This is a genomic window from Pseudomonas sp. AFG_SD02_1510_Pfu_092, from assembly GCF_003331055.1.
Classification (GTDB): Bacteria; Pseudomonadota; Gammaproteobacteria; order Pseudomonadales; family Pseudomonadaceae; genus Aquipseudomonas.
Map to the genome: position 1 here is coordinate 15385 of NZ_PUQD01000010.1, position 25420 is coordinate 40804.

General features: G+C 65.3%; 19 protein-coding genes. 3 read left to right on the forward strand and 16 right to left on the reverse strand.

Annotated features, from left to right (window positions below):
• Positions 1 to 11 precede the first annotated feature (11 nt).
• On the forward strand, positions 12 to 740 hold the full coding sequence (locus C6A77_RS07060) for an aspartate/glutamate racemase family protein (protein ID WP_114168815.1): 729 nt from the start codon (positions 12 to 14) through the stop codon (positions 738 to 740).
• A 162-nt stretch (positions 741 to 902) separates the two neighbouring features.
• Here the strand turns inward: C6A77_RS07060 and C6A77_RS07065 are convergent, their stop codons facing one another.
• From C6A77_RS07065 to C6A77_RS07135, 15 genes are all read right to left on the reverse strand, one after another.
• Positions 903 to 1565 (reverse strand): histidine phosphatase family protein, encoded by a 663-nt coding sequence (locus tag C6A77_RS07065; protein WP_114168816.1) that lies wholly within the window; start codon positions 1563 to 1565, stop codon positions 903 to 905.
• Between the two features lie 226 nt (positions 1566 to 1791).
• Positions 1792 to 2130 carry an FKBP-type peptidyl-prolyl cis-trans isomerase gene (locus tag C6A77_RS07070; RefSeq protein ID WP_114168817.1) on the reverse strand — a complete coding sequence of 113 codons (339 nt, stop codon included), beginning with the start codon at positions 2128 to 2130 and terminating at the stop codon, positions 1792 to 1794.
• A gap of 73 nt (positions 2131 to 2203) precedes the next feature.
• On the reverse strand, positions 2204 to 2611 hold the full coding sequence (locus tag C6A77_RS07075) for a GFA family protein (RefSeq protein WP_114168818.1): 408 nt from the start codon (positions 2609 to 2611) through the stop codon (positions 2204 to 2206).
• A 90-nt stretch (positions 2612 to 2701) separates the two neighbouring features.
• Positions 2702 to 3490 (reverse strand): PhzF family phenazine biosynthesis protein, encoded by a 789-nt coding sequence (locus C6A77_RS07080; RefSeq protein WP_114168819.1) that lies wholly within the window; start codon positions 3488 to 3490, stop codon positions 2702 to 2704.
• A 51-nt stretch (positions 3491 to 3541) separates the two neighbouring features.
• Complete coding sequence (locus C6A77_RS07085; RefSeq protein ID WP_114168820.1) at positions 3542 to 4480, reverse strand: 2-hydroxyacid dehydrogenase; 939 nt, start codon at positions 4478 to 4480, stop codon at positions 3542 to 3544.
• Between the two features lie 95 nt (positions 4481 to 4575).
• Entirely contained in the window at positions 4576 to 4710 is a 135-nt protein-coding gene (locus tag C6A77_RS26100) for a hypothetical protein (RefSeq protein WP_275937123.1), read from the reverse strand.
• Between the two features lie 615 nt (positions 4711 to 5325).
• A complete protein-coding gene (locus C6A77_RS07095; RefSeq protein WP_046615913.1) occupies positions 5326 to 6099 on the reverse strand; it encodes an enoyl-CoA hydratase in 774 nt (257 codons plus the stop codon).
• A 13-nt stretch (positions 6100 to 6112) separates the two neighbouring features.
• Entirely contained in the window at positions 6113 to 7240 is a 1128-nt protein-coding gene (locus C6A77_RS07100) for an acyl-CoA dehydrogenase (RefSeq protein ID WP_114168822.1), read from the reverse strand.
• 8 nt (positions 7241 to 7248) lie between these two features.
• Positions 7249 to 8442 (reverse strand): acetyl-CoA C-acyltransferase, encoded by a 1194-nt coding sequence (locus C6A77_RS07105; RefSeq protein WP_114168823.1) that lies wholly within the window; start codon positions 8440 to 8442, stop codon positions 7249 to 7251.
• Positions 8443 to 8453: 11 nt separating this feature from the next.
• Positions 8454 to 9221: an SDR family NAD(P)-dependent oxidoreductase gene (locus tag C6A77_RS07110; RefSeq protein WP_114168824.1), complete on the reverse strand. Its 768-nt coding sequence runs from the start codon at positions 9219 to 9221 to the stop codon at positions 8454 to 8456.
• Between the two features lie 13 nt (positions 9222 to 9234).
• Positions 9235 to 10881 (reverse strand): acyl-CoA synthetase, encoded by a 1647-nt coding sequence (locus C6A77_RS07115; RefSeq protein ID WP_114168825.1) that lies wholly within the window; start codon positions 10879 to 10881, stop codon positions 9235 to 9237.
• Positions 10882 to 11001: 120 nt separating this feature from the next.
• Positions 11002 to 15447, reverse strand: coding sequence for an NEL-type E3 ubiquitin ligase domain-containing protein (locus C6A77_RS07120; RefSeq protein WP_114168826.1), 4446 nt, complete (start codon positions 15445 to 15447; stop codon positions 11002 to 11004).
• Between the two features lie 102 nt (positions 15448 to 15549).
• Entirely contained in the window at positions 15550 to 20052 is a 4503-nt protein-coding gene (locus C6A77_RS07125) for an NEL-type E3 ubiquitin ligase domain-containing protein (RefSeq protein WP_114168827.1), read from the reverse strand.
• Positions 20053 to 20128: 76 nt separating this feature from the next.
• The gene (locus C6A77_RS07130; protein WP_114168828.1) at positions 20129 to 21151 is read right to left on the reverse strand and encodes an AraC family transcriptional regulator; all 1023 of its coding nucleotides are present in this window, start codon (positions 21149 to 21151) and stop codon (positions 20129 to 20131) included.
• 57 nt (positions 21152 to 21208) lie between these two features.
• On the reverse strand, positions 21209 to 22072 hold the full coding sequence (locus tag C6A77_RS07135; RefSeq protein ID WP_114168829.1) for a LysR substrate-binding domain-containing protein: 864 nt from the start codon (positions 22070 to 22072) through the stop codon (positions 21209 to 21211).
• A gap of 112 nt (positions 22073 to 22184) precedes the next feature.
• On the opposite strand from C6A77_RS07135, the gene C6A77_RS07140 reads away from it, so the two are divergent.
• Both C6A77_RS07140 and phnX read left to right on the forward strand, forming a co-directional pair.
• A complete protein-coding gene (locus C6A77_RS07140; protein ID WP_114168830.1) occupies positions 22185 to 23291 on the forward strand; it encodes a 2-aminoethylphosphonate--pyruvate transaminase in 1107 nt (368 codons plus the stop codon).
• A gap of 34 nt (positions 23292 to 23325) precedes the next feature.
• Positions 23326 to 24153 (forward strand): phosphonoacetaldehyde hydrolase, encoded by an 828-nt coding sequence (gene phnX, locus C6A77_RS07145; RefSeq protein WP_114168831.1) that lies wholly within the window; start codon positions 23326 to 23328, stop codon positions 24151 to 24153.
• Positions 24154 to 24255: 102 nt separating this feature from the next.
• Here phnX and C6A77_RS07150 read toward each other — a convergent pair whose 3' ends face one another.
• Positions 24256 to 25320, reverse strand: coding sequence for an AI-2E family transporter (locus C6A77_RS07150; RefSeq protein WP_114168832.1), 1065 nt, complete (start codon positions 25318 to 25320; stop codon positions 24256 to 24258).
• Positions 25321 to 25420 lie beyond the last annotated feature (100 nt).

Genomic DNA, 25420 nt, shown 5'->3' on the forward strand with positions numbered 1-25420 from the left:
GGGGACAACCCATGCGTATCCTGATCGCCAACGTCAACACCACCGAAGCCATCACCCAGGCCATTGCCGAGCAGGCCCGTGCGGTAGCCGCGCCCGGCACCGAAATCATCGGCCTCACCCCGTGGTTCGGCGCTGAATCGGTGGAAGGCAATTTCGAAAGCTACCTGGCCGCCATCGCGGTGATGGACCGGGTGCTGGCCTACGAGGGCCCGTACGATGCCGTGATCCAGGCGGGTTACGGCGAACACGGCCGCGAAGGCCTGCAGGAACTGCTCGACGTGCCGGTGGTGGATATCACCGATGCCGCCGCCAGCACCGCCCTGTACCTGGGCCACGCCTACTCGGTGGTGACCACCCTGGACCGCACCGTGCCGCTGATCGAAGACCGCCTGAAGCTGTCCGGCCTGTATGAGCGCTGCGCCTCGGTGCGCGCCAGTGGCCTGGCGGTGCTGGAGCTGGAAGCCGACCCGCAGCGCGCCGTCGAGGCGATCGTCGAGCAGGCCGAACGCGCCGTGCGTGACGACAAGGCCGAGGTGATCTGCCTGGGTTGCGGCGGCATGGCCGGGCTGGACGAGCAGATCCGTCAACGCACCGGGGTGCCGGTGGTGGACGGTGTGAGCGCGGCGGTGACCATTGCCGAGGCGCTGGTGCGCATGGGCTTGAGCACCTCCAAGGTGCGCACCTATGCCACGCCCAGGCCGAAGAAAGTGCTGGGTTGGCCGATGCGTTTCGGCCGTTAGGTATCTTTCGCTGACCCGGCCTCTTCGCGGGTAAACCCGCTCCCACAGGGACCGCATTGCTCGCGGGGGCTGTGCAGTACCTGTGGGAGCGGGTTTACCCGCGAAGAGGCCGGTCCTGTCGAAGCATCATTCTGGCCAACCACTGCGTGCAGTACCAGCGGATCAGGTCGGGCAGCTACGCGCCCCATCGTTCAGGCCCTGGCGCACATTGCGGCTGAGCAGGCTGGCCTTGCCATCGTGCCAGGTCAGGGTCAGCACGTAGAGGGTATCGAAGTCGTCGCCGCTCCAGTCCTCGGTAATCACCCGTTCCTCTCCCAGCGCCTTGCCTGCCACGGTATTGATCAGCTCGGGCAGGTAGCCATGCGACCAGGCGGTATACACCGTGGCGTTGCGGTACTTGTCACGCAGCAGTTCGTCGGCCAGCGCTTCGGTGTCGTTGGCGCCGTAATCGATGTTCACCGGCAGGCCCAGGCGGATCGCGCTGGGGCTGATGGTCATCAGCGGGCGAATGTAGCTGTAGCTTTCGTCCTTGCTGCCTTCTTCGACATGCCGCGAAGGGTTGGCAGCGAACACGTAGTCGGCCTTGCCAAAGCGCTCGGGCAGCACGGTCGCGAGGTCCAGCGCGCGGTTCAGGCCCTGGCAGTTCAACTGGCCCAGCCCCTCGCCCGGCTTCTCGGCGTGGCGCAGGAACACCAGGGTCTGGGTACCATCGGCCGGTTGCGCCCGGCTGTCGACAGCCTCCAGCGCCAACGGTACGGCGACCGCTGCCAGGGCCAGGCTCAGCAGCGAGTGACGACGACGGCGGAAGAATGTGGGCAACTTCATCAAGGCAGGCTCGTGTGGCAGAAAGAATCGGGTTGACCCGCCACATCGCCCCGCCAGCAGCGCCGCGGGGCATCCTTGTAGTGAATGCCGTCCTTGGCAACGAGTGTGGGTGAGAGTGCCCGGAACCCGTTTGGTTCCTCCCTGGAAGTGAATGCCGTTCCCTTGGCAAGGCTTACCTTAAGGGGCGGGTGTTGCCGGATTGTGAAAGCAGCGGGTAGCGTGCTGATCAATCATCCCGCGTCAGCACTTCCAGCAGTTCGATCTCGAAGGTCAGGTCCGAATTCGGCGGGATCTTGCCCATGCTGCGCTCGCCATAGCCCAGCTGCGCCGGTACCAGCAACTTGCGCTTGCCGCCAACGCGCATGCCGATCAGGCCCTGGTCCCAGCCCTTGATCACCCGGCCGGTACCGATCACGCACTGGAACGGCTTGCCGCGCGACCAGGACGAATCGAACTCGCTGCCGTCGGCCAGCCAGCCGGTGTACTGGGTGGTGATCAGGGCACCTTTGACGGCGGCTTTGCCATCCCCCTCGACCAGGTCGATGATCTGCAGTTCTTGGCTCACGGGCAAACTCCAACGCTGAAAACAAAGCCGCCGTTTTCTCAGGAATGCGCCGCTTTGGCAAGCCAGGCGCTGTTCAGCCGAGCTGCTCGAAAGCTTGCTGGCCGGTCAGTTCCTTGGTCTGGTTGGCGAAGCAATACCAGGCGGGTTTTTCTTCGACGAAAATCTGCAGGTCGAATTCCCATGCCTGGTCGCCGTCGAGCAGGCCGACCGGCACGGCGTGAAAATCATTGGCCTTGAGCCGGTAATACAGGTGCGTGCCGCACTGGCCGCAGAAACCGCGCTGGGCCCATTCGGAAGATTCATAGACGCTGGCGGCGCGCCCTTCGATCAGCGGTGGCTGACTGCAATGCACCACCAGCAGGGGGCCGCCGGTCCACTTGCGGCACATGCTGCAGTGGCAGGCGCTGATCTGGGTATTGTCGACGGTGACCGTGAGGCGGGTGGCGCCGCACAGGCAGCTGCCGTGTTTGGTCAGGGGCATGGCTGGTTCCCTCAGCAGAAGATGGGCCAGCCAGTATAGACGCCTGTGGCGGCCTTAGCGCCGGCACAGGCAGCCCAGGGGTTTCCGGGGTCAGATGTACAGCGTACCGCGCAGGTACAACGCCGCCCGCCCACTGATGATCACGCGGCCATTGCCCGGTACTTCGCAGTGCAATTGCCCCTTGCGCGCGCCGCCCTGCTCGCAGCTCAGCACATGCTTGCCCAGCCGCTGCGCCCACACCGGCGCCAGCGAGGTATGCGCCGAACCGGTCACCGGGTCTTCGTTCACCCCCACTCGCGGGCCGAACCAGCGGGTGACGAAATCAAAGCCACGGCCTGCCGCGGTCACGGCGATGCCACGTACATCGAAGGCCGACAGCGCGACGAAGTCTGGCTTCAGGGTGTCGAGCAGCAGGGCGTCATCGATCACCACCACATAGTCGTCACTGCGATAGATCGCCTGCGCCTGGCTCAGGCCCAACGCCTGCAGCAGCCCGGCGGGCGCTTCCACGGCGAGCGGCTGCTTGCCCGGGAAGTCCATGGCGAGCAGCCCGTCGGCATTGCGGCTGACGCGCAACTCGCCGCTGCGGGTGTTGAAGCGCAGCACCTGGGCCTGCTCGCCCAGTTGTTCGAACAGCACATAGGCCGAGGCCAGGGTGGCATGGCCGCACAGATCGACTTCCACGGTCGGGGTGAACCAGCGCAGGTCGAAGGCTTCGCCGTTGCGCACGAAATAGGCGGTTTCCGACAGGTTGTTTTCTTCGGCAATGCGCTGCAGCACATCGTCCGGCAGCCAGCTTTGCAGCGGGATCACCGCAGCCGGGTTGCCTCCGAACGGCTCGGCGGTAAACGCATCGACCTGAAAGATTTCTAGCTGCATGCACACACTCCTTGTTGCCAGGCCGATGCCAGGCAGATTGTATGAAAAGGGTTACTGGCGTACCGGGGTCAACACGGCCTCGCCGGCAAAGAACGCCTGCAGGTTGCGCAGCACCAGGGCCACCGTATCGCGTGCGGCCGCTGGCGACTGGCCGGCCACGTGGGGGGTGAGCACGGTGTTGCCGAGGGCCTTGAGGGCATCGGGTACGGCCGGTTCGTCGTCGAACACGTCGAGTGCCGCGCCCGCCAGCTGGCCGTCACCCAGCGCGGCGACCAGGGCCTGGGTATCGACCACACTGGCGCGGGCGATATTCACCAGGTAGCCCTCGGCGCCCAGGGCGGCGAGCACCTGGGCATCGACCAGGTGGCGGGTGCTGGCGCCGCCGGGGGTGGCCACGACCAGGATGTCGACGGCTTCGGCCAGGCGCAGGGGGCTGTCGTACCAGGTGTAGGGGGTACCCTGGCGTGGTGTGCGGCTGTGGTAGCTGACGGGCATGTCGAAGCCGAGGTGGGCGCGTTTGGCGATTGCCAGGCCGACGGCGCCGAGGCCGAGAATGCCCAGGCGTTTGCCGCTGACCGAGGGGCTGATAACGCGGTTCCACTCGCCGCGGCGGGTACTGGCGTCGGCGCGGGGGATGTCGCGCAGCAGCGCCAGCAGCAGGGCCAGGGTGTGGTCGGCTACGGCGTCGGCATTGGCGCCGGCGCCATTGGTGACGGTGATGCCGCGCGCGGCGGCGGCAGCGAGGTCGACCTGTTCGTAGCCGGCACCGATCACGCAGATGATCTGCAGTTTGGGCAGGGCGTCGATTTCGCTGGCGGTCAGGCCGAGCGGGCCGCGGGTGAGCACGGCGTCGATGTCGTCGGCATGGCGCTGGATGGCCTGGGCGCGCAGTTGCGGTGAGGGGGCGCGAATCAGGCGATAGCCGGCCTGTTCCAGCATGGGCAGGTAATCGTCGACGGTTTCCACCAGTACCAGGACTGTCTTGCGCATGCCACCTCCGGGTCAATTTGAGGTGCCATTATGCGGAGTGACCGAGCAATACAGTCAACCGAAATAACCAGCGAAAACTGTACTGTGCTGCTTCGCTAGCTGATCTTGATCTTGATCTTGATCTTGATCTTGATCTTGATCTTGATCTTGATCTTGATCTTGATCTTGATCTTGATCTTCGCGACTTCAGGAGGCCGAACGCAGGCCTTGCGGAGGGAGGTGACGGGCATGGATGCCCGTCAAGCGCTGAGGCCCCAGGATGGGGCCTTCGGCGCGGTCCTCCCGGGAGCAAGGCCGGAGTGAGGGAACCCCGGAGCGCAGCGTAGGGGCCGGATGACGGGAGCGCAGCGTTTTTTGGTTACTTTTTGTCGCGTCTGACAAAAAGTGACTCGCCGTAAGGGCGAAAAGGTGAGTAAGCGTCGCCATCGTAAACGGACTTTTCTCCGTTTGAAAACCGCCACATAAGCTCTTGCTCTCGCTCTTGCTTTTCCGAAAATGTGGGCTTTCACATCGGGTAGACATTCATTCGCGCAGGTGGCGCTGAGTCACCTTTCCGCCCTTACGGCGGGTCACTTTTTGTCAAACGCGACAAAAAGTAACCAAAAAACGCTGCGCTCCATCATACGGCCCCTGCGCTGCGCTCCGGGGTTCCCTCGCTACGGGCCTGCTCCCGGGAGTACGCGCTGCAGGCCCCATCCATGGGGCCTCAGCGCTTGACGGGCATCCATGCCCGTCACCTCCCTCCGCAGTCCCTTCGCTCGGCCTCCTGAAGTCGCAATCTGCGGCGCCTGAACTACCGCGCGCTTAGAAGCAAAAGCACCGGCACCGGCACGAATCGAGTCTGATCAACGATCCTTGAACTGCGCCTCACGCTTGGCGATGAAGGCCGCCATGCCTTCTTTCTGGTCCTCGGTGGCAAACGCCGCATGGAACACCCGCCGCTCAAAGCGCACACCCTCGCTAAGGGTGACTTCGAACGCTCGGTTGACGCTCTCTTTCACCATCATGCTCACCGGAATCGACTTGCTGGCAATGGTCGCCGCCACTTTCAGCGCCTCTTCCACAAGCTCCGCCTGCGGCACGATCCGCGCCACCAGGCCCGCGCGCTCGGCCTCTTCAGCGCCCATCAGACGCCCCGTCAGGCACAGTTCCATGGCCTTGGCCTTGCCCACCGCACGCGTCAGCCGCTGAGTACCGCCCATGCCCGGCAGCACGCCCAGGTTGATCTCCGGCTGACCGAACCTGGCGTTATCCGCCGCCAGGATGAAGTCGCACATCATCGCCAACTCGCAGCCACCGCCCAGCGCAAAGCCAGACACCGCAGCAATGATCGGCTTGCGCCGGTTGGCAATCCGGTCGGCATCGCTGAACAGATCATCAACGTAGATCTGCGGGTATTGCAGCTCGGCCATTTCCTTGATGTCGGCGCCAGCGGCAAATGCCTTGGCAGAACCGGTCAGCACCACGCAGCCGATGTTCGGGTCACGCTCGAGCTGGTCCAGCGCCTGGTTGATCTCGCCTACGATCTGCGCATTCAGCGCGTTCAACGCCTGCGGGCGATTGAGGGTGATCAGGCCGACCTTGCCGTGGATGTCCAACAGGATGGTTTCAAATGCCATGCAGTCTGCTCCTTCAAAGATTGCGCGCAATGACCATGCGCTGAATGTCGCTGGTGCCTTCGTAAATCTGGCAGACCCGAACGTCGCGGTAGATCCGCTCCAGCGGGAAGTCACTCAGATAGCCATAACCGCCCAGGGTCTGCAAGGCGTCCGAACAGACCTTTTCGGCCATTTCCGAGGCAAACAGCTTGGCCATCGACGCTTCCACCAGCGCCGGGCGCCCGGCATCGCGCAGCGCGGCGGCGTGCAGCACCATCTGCCGGGCCACGGCAATTTTTGTCGCCATGTCGGCCAGGCGGAACGCCACCGCCTGGTGCTCGATCAGGGCCTTGCCGAAACTCTGCCGCTCGTTGGCATAGTCGCGCGCCACTTCGAACGCCGCACGGGCCATGCCCACCGCTTGCGAAGCGATGCCGATGCGGCCGCCTTCAAGGTTGGCCAGGGCAATCTTGTAGCCCTCACCCTCGGCGCCCAGGCGATTTTCCACCGGCACGCGCACGTTGTCGAAAACGATCTGGCAGGTATCCGAAGCGTGCTGGCCGAGCTTGTCCTCGACCCGCGCCACCTGGTAACCCGGCGAATCGGTGGGCACGATGAACGCGCTGATGCCGCGCTTGCCAGCGTCCGGGTCGGTCACCGCGAACACGATCACCACCCCGGCGTTCTGCCCGGAGGTGATGAACTGCTTGCTGCCAGAGAGCACGTAGTGGTCGCCGTCCAGACGCGCACGGGTCTTCAGGCTGCTGGCGTCGGAGCCGGCCTGCGGTTCGGTCAGGGCAAAGGCGCCAAGCATCGCGCCGCTGGCCAGCGGGGTGAGGAAGCGCTCCTTCTGCTGCTCGCTGCCAAAACGCAGGATCGGCACACAACCCACCGAGTTGTGCACGCTCATGATGGTCGAGCAGGCGCCATCGCCGGCGGCAATCTCTTCCAGGGCCATGGCGTAAGCCACATAACCGGTGTCGCTACCGCCCCACTGCTCTGGCACCAACATGCCGAACAGGCCCAGCTCGGCCATCTCGCCGATGGCTTCCTTGGGGAAACGGTGTTCCTTGTCCCATTGCTCGGCAAACGGCTTCAGGCGCTCCTGGGCAAAGCCGCGGACGGCGTCGGCGATCTGTTGTTGCTCATCAGTTACCAGCATGGTTCACCTCAATACAGGCATTCGACAGCCATGGCCGTGGCCTCGCCACCGCCGATGCAGATGGCCGCCACGCCACGGCGCAGGTTGTTCTGGCGCAGCGCCGACAACAAGGTCACCAGGATGCGCGCGCCGGACGCGCCAATCGGGTGGCCCAGGGCGCAGGCGCCGCCATGGATGTTGACCTTGTCGTGCGGCAGGTCGAGGTGCTTCATGGCCGCCAGGGTGACCACGGCGAAGGCTTCGTTGATCTCGAACAGGTCGACCTCGGCCAGGTTCCAGCCGGTGCGCTTCATCAGCTTGTGGATGGCACCGATCGGTGCGGTCGGGAACAACGCCGGTGTGTCGGCAAAGGCCGCGTGGCCGTGAATCACCGCCAGCGGCTTGAGGCCGCGCTTGTCGGCTTCGGAGCGGCGCATCAACAGCAGCGCCGCGGCACCATCGGAAATCGAACTGGAGTTGGCCGCAGTCACCGTGCCGCCTTCGCGGAACGCCGGCTTGAGCTGCGGGATCTTGTCCAGGCGTGCCTTGGGCGGCTGCTCGTCGTCCTTGATGAGGCGCTTTTCCTTCCCTTCGGTGACTTCCACCGGCACGATTTCGGCAGCGAAGCGGCCACTGCTGATCGCCTCCTGGGCACGGGTCAGCGAGGCGATGGCGAACTGGTCCTGGGCCTCGCGGCTGAAGGCGTTGGCCTGGGCGCAGTCCTCAGCGAAGGTGCCCATCAGGCGGCCTTTGTCGTAGGCGTCTTCCAGGCCGTCCATGAACATGTGGTCGATGATCTTGCCGTGGCCCATGCGGTAACCGCCACGGGCCTTGTCCAGCAGGTAGGGCGCATGGGTCATGCTTTCCATGCCACCGGCCACCACCACATCGGCGGTGCCGGCCAGCAGCAGGTCATGGGCCATGATCGCCGCCTGCATGCCCGAGCCGCACATCTTGTTCAGGGTGGTGCAGGTGGTGTGCTTGTCCAGCCCGGCACCCAGCGCAGCCTGGCGCGCCGGTGCCTGGCCCTGGCCGGCCGGCAGCACGCAGCCGAACAGCACCTGTTCGACACTGGCGGCATCGATACCAGCGCGTTCGACAGCGCCACGAATGGCCGCACTGCCCAGTTGCGGCGCGGTGAGGCTCTTGAGGTCGCCCTGCAGGCCACCCATGGGCGTGCGCACGGCGCTGACGATAACGATCGGGTCGTTGGCGAGGGTCATGTTCGTTCTCCTTACTTGGCAGCCATGCGCAGTGCACCGTCGAGGCGGATCACCTCGCCGTTGAGCATGCTGTTCTCGATGATGTGACGGGCCAGCGCGGCGTATTCCTGCGGGCGGCCCAGGCGCGGAGGGAACGGCACACCGGCGGCCAGCGAGGCGCGCACCTCCTCGGTCATGCCGGCCATCATCGGCGTTTCGAAGATGCCCGGGGCAATCGTCATCACGCGGATGCCGAAGCGCGCCAGCTCGCGGGCGGCCGGCAGGGTCAGGCTGGCAATCGCGCCCTTGGAGGCTGCATAGGCGGCCTGGCCGATCTGGCCGTCATAGGCGGCGATGGAAGCCGTGTTGATGATCACCCCGCGTTCGCCGCCCTCATCGGCCGGCCCTTCAGCCATGGCCGCGGCGGCCAGGCGCAGCAGGTTGAAACTGCCGATCAGGTTGACATTGATGACCTTGGCGAAGCTGGCCAGGCCGTGCGGGCCTTGTTTGCCCAATACCTTTTCGGCACCGACGATGCCGGCGCAGTTGACCAGCCCGTGCAGGCTGCCAAAGGTGCTGACAGCGGCATCGACCGCCGCCTGGGCAGCCTGCTCGTCGCTGATGTCGGCCACTGCGAAGCGTGCGTTGTCCCCCAGTTCGCGGGCCTTGGCCTCGACGGCCTGGGCATTGAGGTCGACCAGCATGACCTTGGCGCCGGCTTCGACCAGCATCTGCGCGGTAGCTGCGCCCAGCCCGGAGGCGGCGCCGCTGACGATGAAGTGTTTGTTGGCTATTTGCATGATCGGGTTCCTTTCAGGCGCTGGCAGGGGTGGCCTGTTGCGCTTGTTGTTTGGCAACTTCCTGGTTACGCAGGATGAAGCGTTGCAGCTTGCCGCTCGGGGTTTTGGGCAGCTCGCTGACGAATTCGATTTCTCGGGGGTAGGCATGCGCGTACAGGCGCTGGCGCACGTGCTGACGCAATGTTTCTTCCAGCTCGGCACTGCCCAGGTAACCGCTGGCCAGTACCACGAAGGCCTTGATCAGTTCGGTGCGCTCAGGGTCCGGCTTGCCGACCACCGCCGCCTCGACCACCGCCGGGTGTTCGATCAATGCGCTCTCGACATCGAACGGGCCGACCCGGTAGCCGGAGGTGGTGATCACATCATCGCTACGCCCGACGAAGCTGATGCTGCCGTCCGGGTTCAGCTCGACGGTGTCGCCGCTGAGGTAGTACTTGCCGACGAAGGCTTTGGTCGGCAGGCCGTGGTAACCGGCAAACCAGCACAGCGGCGACTGTTCGCGGTCGACGGCAAGGATGCCCGGCTGGCCAGCGGGCAGTTCGTTGCCCTGCTCGTCCAGCACGACGATGCGGTGGCCAGGGATGGCGAAGCCGGCCGAGCCCAGGTGCACCGGGTGCTGCAGGCCATGGTGGTTGCACAGCACCATGCCCAGTTCGGTCTGCCCGTAGTGGTCGTGGATAGTCACGCCCAGCTCGTCGGCGAACCAGCGGATCACTTCCGGGTTGAGCGGCTCGCCGGCGCTGCTGACCACCCGCAGGCGGCCCTTGATCGGCCTGGCGAAGTCAGCGCCGGCGGCAATCAACAGGCGGTAGGCCGTGGGTGAGCCGGCCAGGTTGGTGATGCCCAGCTTGTCGATCACCCGCGCGCAGCTGTCGACGCTGAACGGGCCATCGTAGAAGGTGGTGGCATGGCCCAGCGACAGCGGGCCGGTGACTGCGTAGTACAGGCCATAGGCCCAGCCCGGGTCGGCCAGGTTCCAGAAATTGTCCTCGGGGCGCAGGTCGATGGCGTCGCGCATGTAGCCCTGGAAGGCGACGATGGCGCGCAGCGGCACTTCCAGCGGTTTCGCCGGGCCGGTGGTACCGGAGGTGAACATCAACAGAAACGGGTCGTCGCCCGCGCGCATGGCCGGCTCGCAGGTTGCCGCCGCCTGGTCCAGGCACTGCTGGAAGTCCAGCTCGCCACTGCGGGCGTTGACCGTGATGATGGTTGGGCAGCCATGCACATCGTCGAGCTTGGCGCGGTTGTGGATGTCGGTGATGACCACGCGGGCCTGCGACTGCTCCAGGCGATGTTCGATGGCCTTGGGGCCGAAGGCGGTGAACAGGGGTTGATACACCGCGCCGAGGCGCCAGGTCGCGAGAATGGTCACCAGCAATTGCGGGGTACGCGGCATCAGCCCGGCAACCCGGTCACCTGGGCCTACCCCTTGTGCCTTGAGCACATTGGCAAAGCGTGCAGCCTGCGCCTTGAGCTGGTCGAAGGTGTAGCGCGTGGTGTTGCCATCGCGGTCTTCATGGACCAGCGCCAGCTTGCCTGCGCCGGCATGGCGGTCGCAGCATTCGACACAGGCATTGAGGGTATCGAGGTTGCCATGCAGCGCTGCGGCAGCGGCCTGGGCATGGTCGAACGCACGCACGGCCTCGGCGTAATCACGCATCGTCGGACTCCTGGTTTCTTGTTTTTGGAGTGAACCATCGGTCCGACGATGTTCGCGCCGCACACACCCTGCGGCAATGGCCAAAGCTGTCAATCTCGATGACCGGTTTGGCCGCCCGGCTCAGGCACCTCCCCGGCCGGTAGCCTGCAGATAGGACTGGGTGAGCCCGCTGACCAGGCGTTCAACAGCGATGAGCTCCTGTTCCTGCAAGCGGTCGAGCAACGCCTGGCGCTCCAGCGGCGTCAGCGCAGGCTGCTGAGCCTGCACGCGGAGCGTGCGCTGGACATAGTCGGCGCTGAGCGCATCGAACATTCGCCCATGCTCGCGACGCAGGTAGCGACGCCAGAATTCCCGCTGGCTCAGGCTATCGGTCAAAGCCTCCAGCGTCTGCGCCTGGGTCACCCGCTGAAATGCGTCGTCAAGCTGCGCCTGCGTCAGCTCGGCGGCGTCAGGGTAGCGCATGGCATACGGCTGGGCTGGCAACTGCAAGCGCTCGCGCAGACGTACTCGATAGCCCAGGATCAGCGCCAACTGGTCGAAATGTTCTCCGGCGATCTGGCGCTGGCGGCAGTCCTGGTAGGCGACTCGCTCCAGCTGCTCCAGGCGAAACAACTGCCGGCCCAGTTGCAGCAACGCGCTGCGGTTATCCAGGCCGGCCTGCCCGGCCTCGGCCTGAGCCTGCAGCAGCAGCACTTGCAGCGCACTGAAGCGGCTGGCTACCGCATCCGAACATGGCAATGGCAGGCCAGCACGTTCGAACAATCGTCGGCATAGCACCGGGTCTTCGTCCAGCGCCACCAGCAGGCTCCACACGCCCTCCGCCAGCGCCGTGCGCCCCTCGCCCGCCTGTTGGTAGTCGGCCGTCTGTGCCAGCCGCGCCAGCAGGCGGAACAGCCCGCCACTGTCCGGCAGCACCAGCAAGCGCTGCCACAACGCCTCGCGCGCTGGCCGCTGCGCAGCTTCCACATGCCCGACCCAGAGCGCCTGCGCAGCAGGCAAATCGACCGGCGTCGATGCTTCCGGCAAGTGGCCATGTTCGTCGATCACATCGAGGGCGTACAAACCCTGTACCTGCAGGGCCGAAAGCGGATTGCGCTCGACCAGGATGGCGCGGCGAAACGCGTAGGGCATCTGCAGGATGTCGTACGGCACCGTGCGCAGCTGGTTGTCGCGCAGATCGGCGCGCTCCAGCAGGCCACACAACTCCAGGCGCTGGGGCCAGGCACCGAGCCGGCAATGGCGCAGGTTCAGGCTGACCAGTCGGGACAGGTGGTGAAACCTCAGATCGAGCGACTCCACCCGGTTATAGCTGAGGTCCAGATGGGTGAGGTCGGGTAGCGCTTGCAGTATCCCTACCGCCTGGGCATCGAGACGGATCTGGTTATGCCCCAGGCGCAGCACGCGAAGCGTCGGCAGATAGGCAATACCCGATGGCAAGCGCAGCAACTGGTTGTTGCCCAGGTTCAGCTCGGTCAGGCCGCTGAACGGGCGCAGAAAATCGACCGGCATGTCACTGATCAGCGAGTCGTTCACGCTCAACACGGTCACCCGGTGAAAATCGATCTGCGGCGGCAATGCCGGCAGCGTGCGCAGCTGGCTGCCACGCAGCGACAAGCGCTGCCCCGGCGCTCGCCCTTCGCCCGCCTGGACACTTTCGCCTTGCAGCCGCCAGGCGCGCAGGATGCTGTCTGCCGTTGCCCTGCGCGCGCTTTGCCGGCTTTCCTGCAACTCGCTACCGACCCAGCGATTCAGATGCTGCGTCAGTTGCTCATGGTCATCTTCCAGCTCGACCAGGCGCTCGAGCAGCGGTCGCGTACCTCGCTGCAAACGCCGTTCTTCCTCTGCCAGCGCTTGATCATCCAGGCCTGGATACAGCGCACGCAGGCGCTCACGTACGGTTACCTGCAGGCTGCTGGCCGCCGTGGACGGGCGGCCACTCAACAGGTACCCCACCCGTCCGTCATCCAGACAATGCCCGAGGTTGAGCCAGGCGCCCGACTCCGGCCAGCGCAGCAGGCGGGCAACACCCCGATGCGAAGCCGGTAGATGCATCAACAGCTGTTCACGCAACTGCTCCATCGCGGCACCATCTACCAGCTGAAGCGCGGCCTTTTGCGCTGGGGTAAGCGCTGCGACGATAGCCTCGAAGATGCAGCCCGGGTCGCCCAGCGCAACCACTTGTTCCTCTCCCAGGCCGTTGTAGATCCGGAAGCGGCCATCGTCGCGGACCAGTATCCGCGCCTGCGCGCCTTGCCCGCCGGCACCGGCCTGGTGAATCAGGCGCCCATCCACCGCGCCCTCGTGCAGGGCAATGCTGAGCCCTTCAAGCTCCAGGCTGTCCAGCAGCGCCAGCACCAAAGCGCCGGTTTCATCGTTGTAGGCTGCACTCAGGTAGAGCCCGGCCAGCGCCCGGTTCAAACGTGCCAGGCGCAACGCCGAGCGGGCCTGTTCCGCGCACGACAACAGCAGGCGTTGCTCGACCCTTGCCGCTTCGTGCGCGTGCTCGTCCGCCTGGCTGACCACCTCGTCCACGTAAGCCCAAGGCAGGCCAGGAAACGCCTGCCGGACCAGACCGGCCAGTGGCCCGGTGCTGACCGGTTGCTGTGTCAGGTGGGCGAACAAGCGCGGCCGCAACGCGGTTGCCTGCCCCTGCACCCGCTCCAGCCCCTTGCCCACCTCTGGCTGCAGCTCGCACCAGGCCAGCAGTTCACTGTCTGCCGGCATCAGGGCCTGCAGATCAAGGCGCTCGAAGAACGTGTCGATACGCGCCTGCGCTTCGAACGCTTGCAGCGTTTGCCGAAGGTTCACCGGCGCCGTCCGGTTCTCGACCAGAACGCCACGCAGTTCGTCCAGGTCGACCCCCGCCACCTGCAGTACTTGCCAGGCCCGTTGTGGGTTCAGGGGCGGGTGTTGCGGCCACAACGCATCGAGCATGCGTGCCGGCGCCTGCCAGGTCAGCGGCTGCTCGCGCATCAGGCGCCAGCCACGCTCACCGTTGTGCAGCACGACCGGGCCATAACCGCCGCTTCCCGCTGCTCCGCGCAAGCGGTAAGGGCCATCGGCGAGCGGCCGATGCACCTCCAGGTAATGCCCGTCGATACGCGCCCAGCGGCGGCCGCCAACCCCGAAGAGCCCGTCGCTGCGCAAGGCAATGGTGCCCGGCGTGGACTCATAATCGGCAGGCTCGAAATGCCACAGGCGACTGCGCCCGCCGCCCAGGCTGACGGGCTCCATGCTTTCGACGAATGCACTGCGAACGAAACTCACAGCTGCCACGGTTGTCGCCGTCGCCGCCAAGGTCTCGGCAACCCCCAGCATGTGTTCCAGTGCTTCGTGCTGGTGGCCTCTGCTCCAGGCCGCTACCCCTTCGAACACCTCCGAGCAGGTCTGAACCACCCACTGCCCTAGCAGCAAGGCACCGATGGTTGGTATGAAAAAGCCGGCCAGGTTCACCAGGTCCAGCCCGGCGGCCTGCCAGGCCTCGCGCCTGGCGCGTGCGGCAGCGCTGTCGGCATCGGCGGTGCTCACCAGCAACAACCGGGCATCTTGCTTGATCCTTTGCACCTGAAGGCTGGCCAGTTGCGTGAAAACCGCCCCTGTGCCTGCGACACCTTCAAGTTGCAGGTCGGGTTGAGCGTCCTGCACGCGCTTGGCAAGGGTGTCGGCAAATACTGCACGGTGCTCAAGGCTGATCAGTTGGATGAAATACTGCCGGTAGGCAGCCTTTTGCAGCAGCTGGGCCATGGCCTCGTTCATCAACATGTCATCGTCGAAATAGCGCAGCGCTTGCTCGGGGTCGCTAGGCAGAAACAGCACGACGCCACGGGCATTGCCCTGTTCATCGCGCAGCGTTATGAGCAAGCCATCGGCCACTGCCTGGCCCAAGGCTTCCAGCAACCCGGGGTGGCCTTTCAGCCCACCCTGTCGATGCACCTGGCCGTCCCCCGCCAGCTCGCGCAAGGCTATCTGCACATCGCTGCGGATGTGCCCCTGCAACGCTGCCACTTCGGTTGCAAGCCGCAATCCGGAACGCTTGTCCTCGGCCAGAATCGCCTGGGCGGCCGGGTGAAAGATGCGTTCCAGTTCATCCTGATAACGCCGGCCGACATCCAGTGCGCGGCAAGCAGCGATCAGGGTATCCAGCGAGGCATTCAAGGGGCGATCCCGGCCTGGCTGGACCAGCCCTGTGCCGTCGTAGTACGTGGTGTTGCCAGGGAAGTTGCGCATTAGCCGCAGCAAGCCGTTTTCACGCGACTGGCTGTATTCGTAAGTGAGTTGCAAGGTGCCTGGCTGCCTGCCGAAGCGCGGTTGTACCTGCAGCCATTCGAGCTGGGCGAATGCCTGCCCGTCAGGTAACGGCTTATCCAGCAGGGTTGTCAGGTGCTTCTCGGCGAACTGCGGCAGCGGCAACAGCGCCTGGGTGAGCCCGCGCAATCGGGCCTGGCTGGCGTGGTGAGCGTTGAGGCTGATGCGCAGGGTGCTGATCTGCGCCCTGGAAGCGCGCTTGAGCCAGGCCGGTAGCCTGGCTGCGATGAAATGATCGGGGCCAGTCAGATAATCAGACATGGTCGGCTCCTGGGTCGTGGTAGGAGCCGACCATGGTGTGCAAATGCCCGGTCACGACGCAGAGGGAAGCGTCCCGCCCCGGCCGCCGAGCCAGCGCACTGCTTACAACGGCCTGTTCAATTCATCTTCGGTGAGCTGCAGGGCAAGCGCCTCGAAGGCTTGCCCGGTCGCATCCCTGAGCTGCTCGCAGCGGTGCACGTAAGCACCGCTGCCGAGGGCTTCCTTCTGTTCGTCCAGCGCGTCCAGCTGTTTGTCGAAATCGTCGGAAATCCGCCCGAACGCCTCGGGGTACCTGGCGCGCAGGTAAGACAACCAGAAATCCCGCTGGCTGATATAACGGATTCGCTCGTGACTCGCTTCGGCCATCAGCACCGCGGCGTATACCTGGTCGAGTTGTGCTTGGCCGACACCAGCAACCGGGCGGAATTGCATGGTGCGCGGTTGACCAAGCAAATCCAGGCTACCCGCCAGGCCGGTGCGGTAGGCCAGGCTGACTTCGACCTCATCCACCCCACGGCCCTCGGCAGCCCGGCCCAGATAGTCGGCGCGCGCCAGGCGCTCCACCTGGTCGAGGCGGAACAAGCGCTGGGCCAGCAGCAATCGGGCATTGCGCGTGGCAAGCGGGTCCCCGCCAAGCGTCACCTGCTGCACCCGCATATACACCTCCAGTTGGCTGAAACAGTGCGCTACGCTGTCGACACAGGTACGCGGGTCGGCTGCCCGTTCGAACAGTTCTGTACGTACCTGGACACTGTCGCTGGCCGCTTCGATCATCGCCCACACCCTGCGCGACAGGTCCGTACGCGCCAGGCGAAAGTCCGAGCTAGCGGTCAGCTCCGCCAGCAGCAGAAAAAACTGCCGGTGGCCAGGTTCCAGCGCCAACGTGTCCCATTGTTCAGCCCTCAGCGCCTGGCCCGGATCGTCCACTGCTCCGAGCCAGGCGGCCCTGGCATGCAGGATCGCTTGCGCCTCGACCTGGAGGGGATCGCTCGCCGGGCCATCGAGCCGAACCGCTGCCGGTGCGTACAGGCGCTCGAGGTCGCTCACCGACAACGGGTTATTGTGCAGTTGCACCACCTGCCGCAGGGCCCTCGGTGCGTCGAGCAGTGCCTCGGGCAAACTGGAAATCTGGTTGTCGCGCAGGTCTGCGTGTTCGAGCAAACCACACCATTCAAGGCCCTCCGGCACCGCTCGCAGGCCCGTTCGGCGCAGATGGAGCTCACGCAAACGCGACAGCTGAGTGAAACGCAACCTGATCGAACCCAAGGCGTTGTCGCTCAGGTCCAGGGTACGCAGGTGGACCTGATTGGTCAGCGCCTCCACCTGTGACCCTGTCATGCGAATGCGGTTGCGGGCCAGACGCAGATGACGCAGCCTGGCCAACCAGGCCAGGTGATCCGGAATTGCGCTCAAGGCATTGTTGCTCAGGTCCAGGCGACGCAGTTCGGGAAAGCCCGTCAGGAACCCGGCCGGAAGCGCCTCCAGGCGCAACCCGGTGAGTACCATGTCGGTAATGTGGCGAAAATCCGTACCGACCGGCAGGTCGGGCAGCCCACCTGCAGGTATGCCGACGATACTGAGGCGCATGCCGCCCGGGTCGCCATTGCTGTAGATCAGTTGCTCACCTTCCAGGCGCCACGCCCGGCGAAACGCGTCTGCCACTGCTCGCCGGTGCCCACGGTCAGGTCCGGCCACGGCGTCTGTCCAGCGCCCCAGGCTTTCATCAAGCCGGCGATACTCCTGTTCCTGGCGCAACAAAATGGAAAATGCCGGTTCCGAATGGCTCAGCAACAGTTGCAGGTAGCGTTCGACACCTGCGTCATCGAACGACGGGTACAGGCCGCGAATGCGGTTACGCAACGTCTGCCCATGCCGACCTGCCGAAGCGCCGCGGCCACTGAGCAGATAACCCACCCGCCCGTCAGGCAAGCGATGCAGGGGCGCAGGCACGGGCCTCGCCTCGCGCCAGCCAAGCAGCCGTATCAGTTGCAGACGATCTAGCGGCAGCCAACCCTGCATGGACAAGCGAATGTGGCCCGCGACGTCTTCGCCGGCCCATCCTTGACGTTGCATGAATGCAGGGGGCAGACAGGCACTCAGCACCTCGAACAAACCCTGTGGTTGTGCCACCTCGATGTCACTGCCGCGGCCCCGGTCGTCGAAGAGCTCGAACCCTCCGTTGCGCCAGACCAGCACCGTGACCTGCCCCGCGCCGCCTTGCTCGGGAAACAGCCGCTCCAACACTGGGCCGGTACTGGAGCGCTCGCGCAATACCAGGTTTACCCCGCCAGGCGCCAGGCCGCGACGACGCAGCAGGGAAAACGCCAGGGTGACGGCATCGGCATGGTAGCTGCTACGCAGATAGAACGCTTCGCGCGCACGGGTCAAACGGGCTTGTTGCAGCATTGCCCGTGCCTGTTCAGCCAGCGCCAGTGGCACGCGGGCTTCGCTCAGCATACGTTGGCGCACGGCAGCGCTGGCATCCTTCAGCAACGCCAGCGCGTAAGCGTCCGGCAGCCCGGCAAAACTGCGCTGCAGAACGGCCAGCAGCGGGTCTTCGGGCAGGTAAGCACTGGCAAAATGCTCCAGCATCGGGGTGCGCAGCTCATCGGCCCACGCCTGGATCGAGGCGAACTGTTCTTCCAGGTTCTGCCCTTGCAGGCCGAGCCTGTCGACACACCACTGCATGGCTTCGGTATCGACAGCCTGCCCCCCCAGCTGCGCGAAGAACAGGTCGATTCTCGCATCGACGGCAAAACGCTCCAGTGTGTCGCGCAGCCTGACCGGCATGGGCCGCCCTTCTACCAACAAGCCACGCAAATGGGCCTCGTCGACGTCCGCTACGTTCAGTATTTGCTCGATCCGTTCCGGGGCAAGCTCGGCCGCGCCAGGCCACAGACATTTCAGCAGCATGTCCGCACCGTGCCATTCCAGCGGCCGCTCGTAACTCAACCGCCAGGCCCGCTCGCCGTTATTTTCCAGTACCGGGCCGAACACCGTTGGGCCGTCACGATGCAGCAATCGCCAAGTGCCCGTCGGCGCCCGTCTTACCCGGTAAAGCACCCCCTCGCGGCGCCAGTAACAGGTCTGGCCATCACTGAGTAGCCCATTATCGAGTTCGGTCAGTACGGGCGCGCGCGTGGTAAGCGCATACGGCTGCAGGTCGTATTGCCACAACCGTTCCCCGCCCGCCTCGGTCGTTACCGGCTGCAGCTGTTCGACAAAAGCACTACGCAAGGTATGCACACCTGCCCCGATCACGGCGCCAGCGGCCACTGTCGAGGCGACCTGCAACAGGTGCTCCAGGGCTTCATGCTGGTGCCCCTGAGCCCAATCGCCAACCCCTTCGAATACATCATCAAGCACCTGCCGGGTCAGATCGGCCAACAGCAATACGCCAATGGCCGGCACGAATGTGCCCACCAGGTTCAGCAACACCAGCCCTGCGGCCTCCAGGCTGCGTAACCGCTCGGCGGCCGCCCCGGCGTCCGCCTGAGCCGTCGGCACAGCCAGAAACGCCGCATCGGCCTTGATCCGTTGCACATGCCCAGCAGCCAGTCGGGTGAACACTTCACTCGTTCCGGCAACCCGGCCGGGCTCAAGATCCGGCGCGTCATCCAGCAGGCGTTTGCCCAACAGCAGTTGATAAGCCGAGCGGTGTTCGAGGGCGATACGCCCGGTGATCGCCTGGCGAAAGCCGGCACCTTGCATAGCCGTAACCAGCGCACGATTCGCCGATGACCAATCGTCAAAACGGCGAAACGCTTGCTCGCGATCATCCGGCAGGTAGAGCAACACCGCCTGCAAACGCTCCGGGTTGAATACCAGACCGCCGATCCCGCTCACGGTACCGATCAGTTCGAAAGCCAGAGGCCCGTCCAGCTGTTGCCCCAGCAACTGCAAAGGGCCGGCAGCCAGGCGCAACGTCGAAGGCAGTTCCGGGGTCTGGCCCTGGCCGAGCTGGCGCAGCATACGCAGGTCGCTGCCCGCCAACTGCCCCTTCATGGCCGCGATCTCGACGGCCAGGGCCAGTTCCAGCCGTCTGTCCTCGGCCAGCTCGTGGCTGAAGCGGGCGGTGAGTATCTGGTCCAGGTGCTGCTGATAAGCCAGCCCGACGTCGGCACTGCGGCACATGCTGACGACATCATCGATGCGCTGCGTAAGAATCTGCTCGGGCCCACCGAGCACCGCGGGTTCGCAAGTGACAGCGGTGGCGGGAAAGAACGACTCGCCGGCTTTGAAGTTCTGCAAGAGCTTCTGCAGCAGCGGCACCGTGACGAAGTAGGCCTCGAATTCTGTCAGCGAGCCCTGTACCACTGTCAATCGCCGCCGCTCCTCTCGCCAGCGCGCTTTGGACAGCTCGATATCCAGTTGCAACCGCGCTTTCAGCGCCGTTTCGAAGTGCCGAGTGGCGAACTGCTGCAGTGGCAGCAGTTTCTGCAACGTCGCCGCCATGCGCTTCTGGCTTTGCAGGTGCGCCGCCACGCGGGTGCGCAAGGTTGCGAGTTGAGCAGGGCCGGCATCTTTCAGCCAGGCAGGCAGGTGTTCGACAATGAAATCGTTGGCCGGGGATTGCAGCTTGGGATGCAGCGTGGATTCGGGCATGGTCGTATTCCGTTGAAAGTACGGCCGCCACCCTGCGCCTGTGCGGCGCTGCCCGACAGCAGGAAGTACCCGCCTCTCAACCGTGCGTGTCGCGCGTCTGGGCCAACGCCCGGTAATGGCCTGGGTTGCAACCGAACCACTTGCGAAATGCCTTGTAGAACGAGCTGCTGTCGGCAAACCCCAACCGCTCGGCAATCTCGGCCATGGGCTGCTCCGCCCGGCTGAGCCAGGCGATGGCCAGTTCGCGCCGCACGCTGTCTTTCAACCCTTGGTAGGTCTGCCCTTCTTCGGACAGGCGCCGGCGCAGCGTCGAGGGCGACAGGCTCAGCTGGCGCGCCAGCGCGTCGGCATCGGGCCAGCGGGCCGGGGCCAGTTGCAGCAGGTCGGCGCGGATGCGCCGGCCCAGGCTGGCCGGGTCGCGGTATTTGACCAGGATGTTGCCGGGCGCCTCGGCGAGAAAACGCTGCAGGTCATCCGCCGTGCGCCGCAGCGGCAGCTCGAGGCAGTCGGCGGCGATGATCATGCGCGTGCGCGGGCGCTCGAAGTGCAGGCTTTCCGAGAACATTACCCGGTAGTCGTCGCAGAACGGTGGCTCGGCGCAGCGCAGGTCGATGGCCAGGATCGGGATACGCCGCCCGGCCAGCCAGCAAGCCACGCCGTGCACGATCATCCAGAAGGTGAAATAGGTGAACGCCCGGCGCGGCGCGTCACGCGGTTCGTTGATGACGATCTCGGCCAGGCCCTGCTGACGCACCAGGCTCGGTTGCAGGTCTTCGAGCATCAGCGAGAGGAACGCCAGCGCGGTCTCCAGGCCCGCGCCGAGGGTCGGCTGGCCCATGCTGGCGCGGCACATGAAGGCCAGGCTGCCGCTGCGCAGGCCGCGCGGGTCCATGGCGAAGAACTCGTCGTTGCAGCGCCGCGCCAGCAAGCGCCAGAGCCGGGCATAGGATTCGGCGCTGACCCTGGCCGCCGGCAGGTGCAATTGCTCGACAGCGATGCCGGCCCGGGCCAACAGGCCGGTATCGGGCTGCCCGGCAGGGCAGGTCTGCAACAGCGCCTCGCGCACCAGCTGCATGGAAATGGTGTCTTTTTCGCTCATCGACGGTCCTGTCGGCTGAATGCCGGCCATCTTAGGCCGCCTCGTCGAAAACAGCCATCACAGCCCGGCCGCCAGGCCAAGAAAGGCCTGGATCAGGCGCAGTTCGCGGCGGCGCTCGAGGCAGCCGATCAAGTGTTGGTTGACCAGGCCCTCGCCGGCCAGCGGGCGCGCCACCACCCGGGGGTCATTGGCCACTTCGGTGGACGACACCACGCCAATGCCCAGCTCCGACGCCACCGCTTCGGTCACCGCTTCGCGGCTGTCCAGCTCCAGCAGCACGCGAGGTTGCACGGCGGCCGTGCTGCAGGCCTTGTCGAAGGTGCGCCGGGTGGTCGAGCTGGGTTCGCGCAGCACCATGATCTGCTGGTGCAGCTCGGCCAATGGCAAGTCCTCCTTGGCGTTGGCCCAGGCGTGCCCCGCCGGCAGCAAGGCGCACAGCCGCGACTGGCAAAGGCTCTGCAGATGCAGGCCTTTGCGCGGCTCGATCTCGGTCAGCACGGCCACGTCGGCATGCTCGCCGAGCAGCGCCGCCAAGGTTTCCTGGGCGTTGCCCAGGCGCAGGTTGACGGTAATGCCCGGGTAGCGTTCACGCAGCAGCGCCAGCATCGGCATGACCCGGTGCGGGCCGTCGGCGGCCACCTCCAGGCGCCCGGTCAGCAACTGCCGGTTGGCTTCAAGCATGGCCTGCGCCTCCTCGGCCAGGCCGAACATGGCACGGGTGATGGCCGCCAGGCGGGTGCCCTCTTCGGTCAGCTCGACGCGCCGCGCGGTGCGCCGCAGCAGGGTGATCTGGTAGTGCTCCTCCAGCGCCTTGATGTGCCCGGTCACTGCCGGCTGGCTGATGAACAGGCGGGCGGCAGCACGGGTAAAGCTGCCCTCACGGGCCACGGCGTCGAAGGCACGCAACTGGAACAGGTTCATTGGCATCGGCCTGACTTATAGTTTGGATAACAACAAACAATTTGATTGATGACAGCGCCGATTGCAACCTAGGCCCCGTAGTTTCAGCCCACCGCTTGTGAGGAATAACGGAATGAGCCACGCCCCGATTCTGCTGACCCCCGGCCCCCTGACCACATCAATCCGCACCCGCCAAGCCATGCTGGTGGACTGGGGCTCCTGGGACCGCGATTTCAACCAGCTGACCGCCAGTGTCTGCGAGCAACTGCTGGCCATCATCGACGGCAGCACCAGCCACCACTGCGTCCCCTTGCAGGGCAGCGGCACCTTCGCCGTCGAAGCGGCCATCGGCACCCTGGTGCCGCGCAATGGCAAGGTGCTGGTGCTGATCAACGGCGCGTATGGCCAACGCCTGGCAAAGATCTGCAAGGTGCTGGGCCGCGCCTACAGCACCTTCGAAACCGCCGAAGACCAGCCGACCACGGCTGCCGACGTCGACCGCCTGCTGGCCGCCGACCTGGCCATCAGCCATGTCGCGCTGATCCACTGCGAAACCAGCACCGGCATCCTCAACCCGCTGCCGGAGATCGCCCAGGTGGTCCAGCGTCACGGCAAGCGGCTGATCATTGACGCCATGAGTTCGTTTGGCGCCCTGCCGATAGACGCTCGCGAGATTCCGTTCGAAGCACTGATCGCCGCCTCCGGCAAATGCCTGGAAGGCGTGCCAGGCATGGGCTTCGTGTTCGCCGAAAAAACTGCCCTGGCCGCCGCCGAAGGCAATGCGCACTCGCTGGCCATGGACCTGCACGACCAGCACAGCTACATGGCCAAGACCGGCCAGTGGCGCTTCACCCCACCGACCCACGTGGTCGCCGCCCTGCACGAAGCGCTGCAGCAATATAACGAGGAAGGTGGCTTGCCCGCCCGCCACCAACGCTACGCCGACAACTGCAAGACCCTGCTCGACGGCATGGCCGCCCTCGGCCTGCGCAGCTTCCTGCCCGCCGCGATCCAGGCGCCGATCATCGTCACCTTCCACGCACCGAACGATCCACGCTACCAGTTCAAGGACTTCTACGAGCGGGTCAAGGCCAAGGGTTTCATCCTCTACCCGGGCAAGCTGACCCAGGTGGAAACCTTCCGTGTCGGCTGCATCGGCGTGGTCGGTGCGGACGGCATGCAGGCCGCCGTGAATGCCGTGGCCGAGGTGCTGCGGGAAATGGAAGTGCTGGACATCTGACCTTTTGCCCACCCGACTTCAGGAATTAGCGCACATGAACTACAGCAACCCCACCCAGCTGCAAGCCGCGATCCTCGACTGGGCCGGCACCGTGGTCGACTTCGGCTCCTTCGCGCCGACCCAGATCTTTGTCGAAGCCTTCGCCGAATTCGATGTACAGGTGTCCATCGAAGAGGCCCGTGGCCCGATGGGCATGGGCAAGTGGGACCACATCCGCACCCTGTGCGACGTGCCGGAAATTGCCGAGCGCTACCGCAAGGTGTTCGGCCGTACCCCGACCGACGAGGATGTCACGGCCATCTACAACCGTTTCATGCCCTTGCAGATCGACAAGATCGCCGTGCACTCGGCGCTGATCCCCGGCGCGCTGGACACCCTCACCGGGCTGCGCCAGGACGGCCTGAAGATCGGCTCGTGCTCGGGTTACCCGAAAGTGGTGATGGACAAGGTGGTGGAGCTGGCCGCGCAGAACGGCTACGTGGCCGACCACGTGGTGGCGACCGACGAGACGCCGAATGGCCGCCCCTGGCCGGCCCAGGCCCTGGCCAACGTGATTGCCCTGGGCATTGACGATGTGGCGGCCTGCGTGAAGGTCGACGATACCGTGCCGGGCATCCTCGAAGGCCGCCGTGCCGGCATGTGGACCGTCGCCCTGGTGTGTTCGGGCAATGCCTTGGGGCTGACCTGGGAAGGCTACCGCGCGTTGAGCGCCGAGAAGCTGGAAAGCGAGCGCCAGCGTATCCACGCACTGTTCGCCGGCTCCCGCCCGCACTACCTGATCGACACCATCAACGAATTGCCTGAAGTGATCGCTGATATCAACCGGCGCCTGGCCAAGGGCGAGATGCCGCAAACAGCCTGACCCGCCGGCGGGGCCGCGCTGCGGCCCATCGCCGGCAAGCCGGCTCCCACACCGATCGCGCCAGCTTTTAACATTCGAGCGAGGCAGCTGCTGCCGCGGGCGTTACTCCGGCAGCTGCACCTGCGGCTTGGTCGCGGCAAAGATCGCCCAGCTCGACAGGAACAACGCCGCGATCAGCGGCCCGATGACGAAGCCGTTGAGCCCGAACACCGCCAGCCCACCAAGCGTCGACACCAGAATCAGGTAATCCGGCATGCGCGTGTCCTTGCCCACCAGGATCGGCCGCAGCAGGTTGTCCACCAGGCCGATCACCAGCACCCCGAACGCGGTCAGGATCACCCCCGGCAAGATCGCCCCGGACAGCAGGAAATACGCCGCCACCGGCGCCCACACGATGCCCGCCCCCACCGCCGGCAACAGCGACAGAAACGCCATCAGCACCGCCCACACCAGCGCGCTGGGGATATCCAGTACCCAGAAGATGAAGCCGCCCAGCGCCCCTTGGGTAATGGCCACCAGCACGTTGCCTTTCACCGTCGCTCGCACCACGCGGTTGAACTTCAATTGCAAACGGCGCTTCTGCTGCTCGGGCAGCGGCACCGCCAGGCGCACACGGCGGGCCACTTCCGCGCCCTCGCGCAGGAAGAAGAACAGCAGGTACAGCATGATGCCGAAGCTGATCACCAGCTCGAAGGTGCCCTGGCCAAAGCTGAACGCCTGGCTGGCCAGCACCTGGCTGCCCTGGGTCGCCCACTTGCTGATCTTGTCGCGCAGCCCGTCGAGGTTGCCCATGCCCATGCTGTCCAGGCCGTGGCGGACAAAGGCCGGGAGCATGTCCATGCCGCGTTCGACATAACCGGCGATGTCCAGCTGCCCGCTCTCGATGCGCTGGTACAGCATGGCGCCTTCCTGCACCAGCAGCGCACTGGTGATGATCACCGGCAACACCGCCACCAGCAGGCATACCAGCAAGGTGGTGGCGGCCGCCAGGTTGCGCCGCCGTCCGAAGCGGATCAGCAGGTGGCGCTGCAACGGCGCGAACAGGATGCCGAGTATCACCGCCCAGAAGATCGCCCCGTAGTAAGGCAACAGGATCCACACGAAGGCAATGGTCACCAGCGCCAGCAGCACTGCCAGGGCCTTGTTCTGTAAAGCGGCTTCGTTCATCGCATGTCCTCGAGTGGCTTCTGCGATATTAGTGCGCGCCGCCTGGGTAAAAGTGCCACGCCTGGCTTGATGCAAATCAATACTCACCGTGTCCACCGGC

What these genes read in the sequence shown, in the direction of transcription:
- C6A77_RS07060 (WP_114168815.1), top strand. Translation starts at nt 12, where the DNA reads ATGCGTATCCTGATCGCCAACGTCAACACCACCGAAGCCATCACCCAG.
- C6A77_RS07065 (WP_114168816.1), bottom strand. Translation starts at nt 1,565, where the DNA reads ATGAAGTTGCCCACATTCTTCCGCCGTCGTCGTCACTCGCTGCTGAGC.
- C6A77_RS07075 (WP_114168818.1), bottom strand. Translation starts at nt 2,611, where the DNA reads ATGCCCCTGACCAAACACGGCAGCTGCCTGTGCGGCGCCACCCGCCTC.
- C6A77_RS07080 (WP_114168819.1), bottom strand. Translation starts at nt 3,490, where the DNA reads ATGCAGCTAGAAATCTTTCAGGTCGATGCGTTTACCGCCGAGCCGTTC.
- C6A77_RS07085 (WP_114168820.1), bottom strand. Translation starts at nt 4,480, where the DNA reads ATGCGCAAGACAGTCCTGGTACTGGTGGAAACCGTCGACGATTACCTG.
- C6A77_RS26100 (WP_275937123.1), bottom strand. Translation starts at nt 4,710, where the DNA reads ATGCCCGTCACCTCCCTCCGCAAGGCCTGCGTTCGGCCTCCTGAAGTC.
- C6A77_RS07095 (WP_046615913.1), bottom strand. Translation starts at nt 6,099, where the DNA reads ATGGCATTTGAAACCATCCTGTTGGACATCCACGGCAAGGTCGGCCTG.
- C6A77_RS07100 (WP_114168822.1), bottom strand. Translation starts at nt 7,240, where the DNA reads ATGCTGGTAACTGATGAGCAACAACAGATCGCCGACGCCGTCCGCGGC.
- C6A77_RS07105 (WP_114168823.1), bottom strand. Translation starts at nt 8,442, where the DNA reads ATGACCCTCGCCAACGACCCGATCGTTATCGTCAGCGCCGTGCGCACG.
- C6A77_RS07110 (WP_114168824.1), bottom strand. Translation starts at nt 9,221, where the DNA reads ATGCAAATAGCCAACAAACACTTCATCGTCAGCGGCGCCGCCTCCGGG.
- C6A77_RS07115 (WP_114168825.1), bottom strand. Translation starts at nt 10,881, where the DNA reads ATGCGTGATTACGCCGAGGCCGTGCGTGCGTTCGACCATGCCCAGGCC.
- C6A77_RS07120 (WP_114168826.1), bottom strand. Translation starts at nt 15,447, where the DNA reads ATGTCTGATTATCTGACTGGCCCCGATCATTTCATCGCAGCCAGGCTA.
- C6A77_RS07125 (WP_114168827.1), bottom strand. Translation starts at nt 20,052, where the DNA reads ATGCCCGAATCCACGCTGCATCCCAAGCTGCAATCCCCGGCCAACGAT.
- C6A77_RS07130 (WP_114168828.1), bottom strand. Translation starts at nt 21,151, where the DNA reads ATGAGCGAAAAAGACACCATTTCCATGCAGCTGGTGCGCGAGGCGCTG.
- C6A77_RS07135 (WP_114168829.1), bottom strand. Translation starts at nt 22,072, where the DNA reads ATGAACCTGTTCCAGTTGCGTGCCTTCGACGCCGTGGCCCGTGAGGGC.
- C6A77_RS07140 (WP_114168830.1), top strand. Translation starts at nt 22,185, where the DNA reads ATGAGCCACGCCCCGATTCTGCTGACCCCCGGCCCCCTGACCACATCA.
- phnX (WP_114168831.1), top strand. Translation starts at nt 23,326, where the DNA reads ATGAACTACAGCAACCCCACCCAGCTGCAAGCCGCGATCCTCGACTGG.
- C6A77_RS07150 (WP_114168832.1), bottom strand. Translation starts at nt 25,320, where the DNA reads ATGAACGAAGCCGCTTTACAGAACAAGGCCCTGGCAGTGCTGCTGGCG.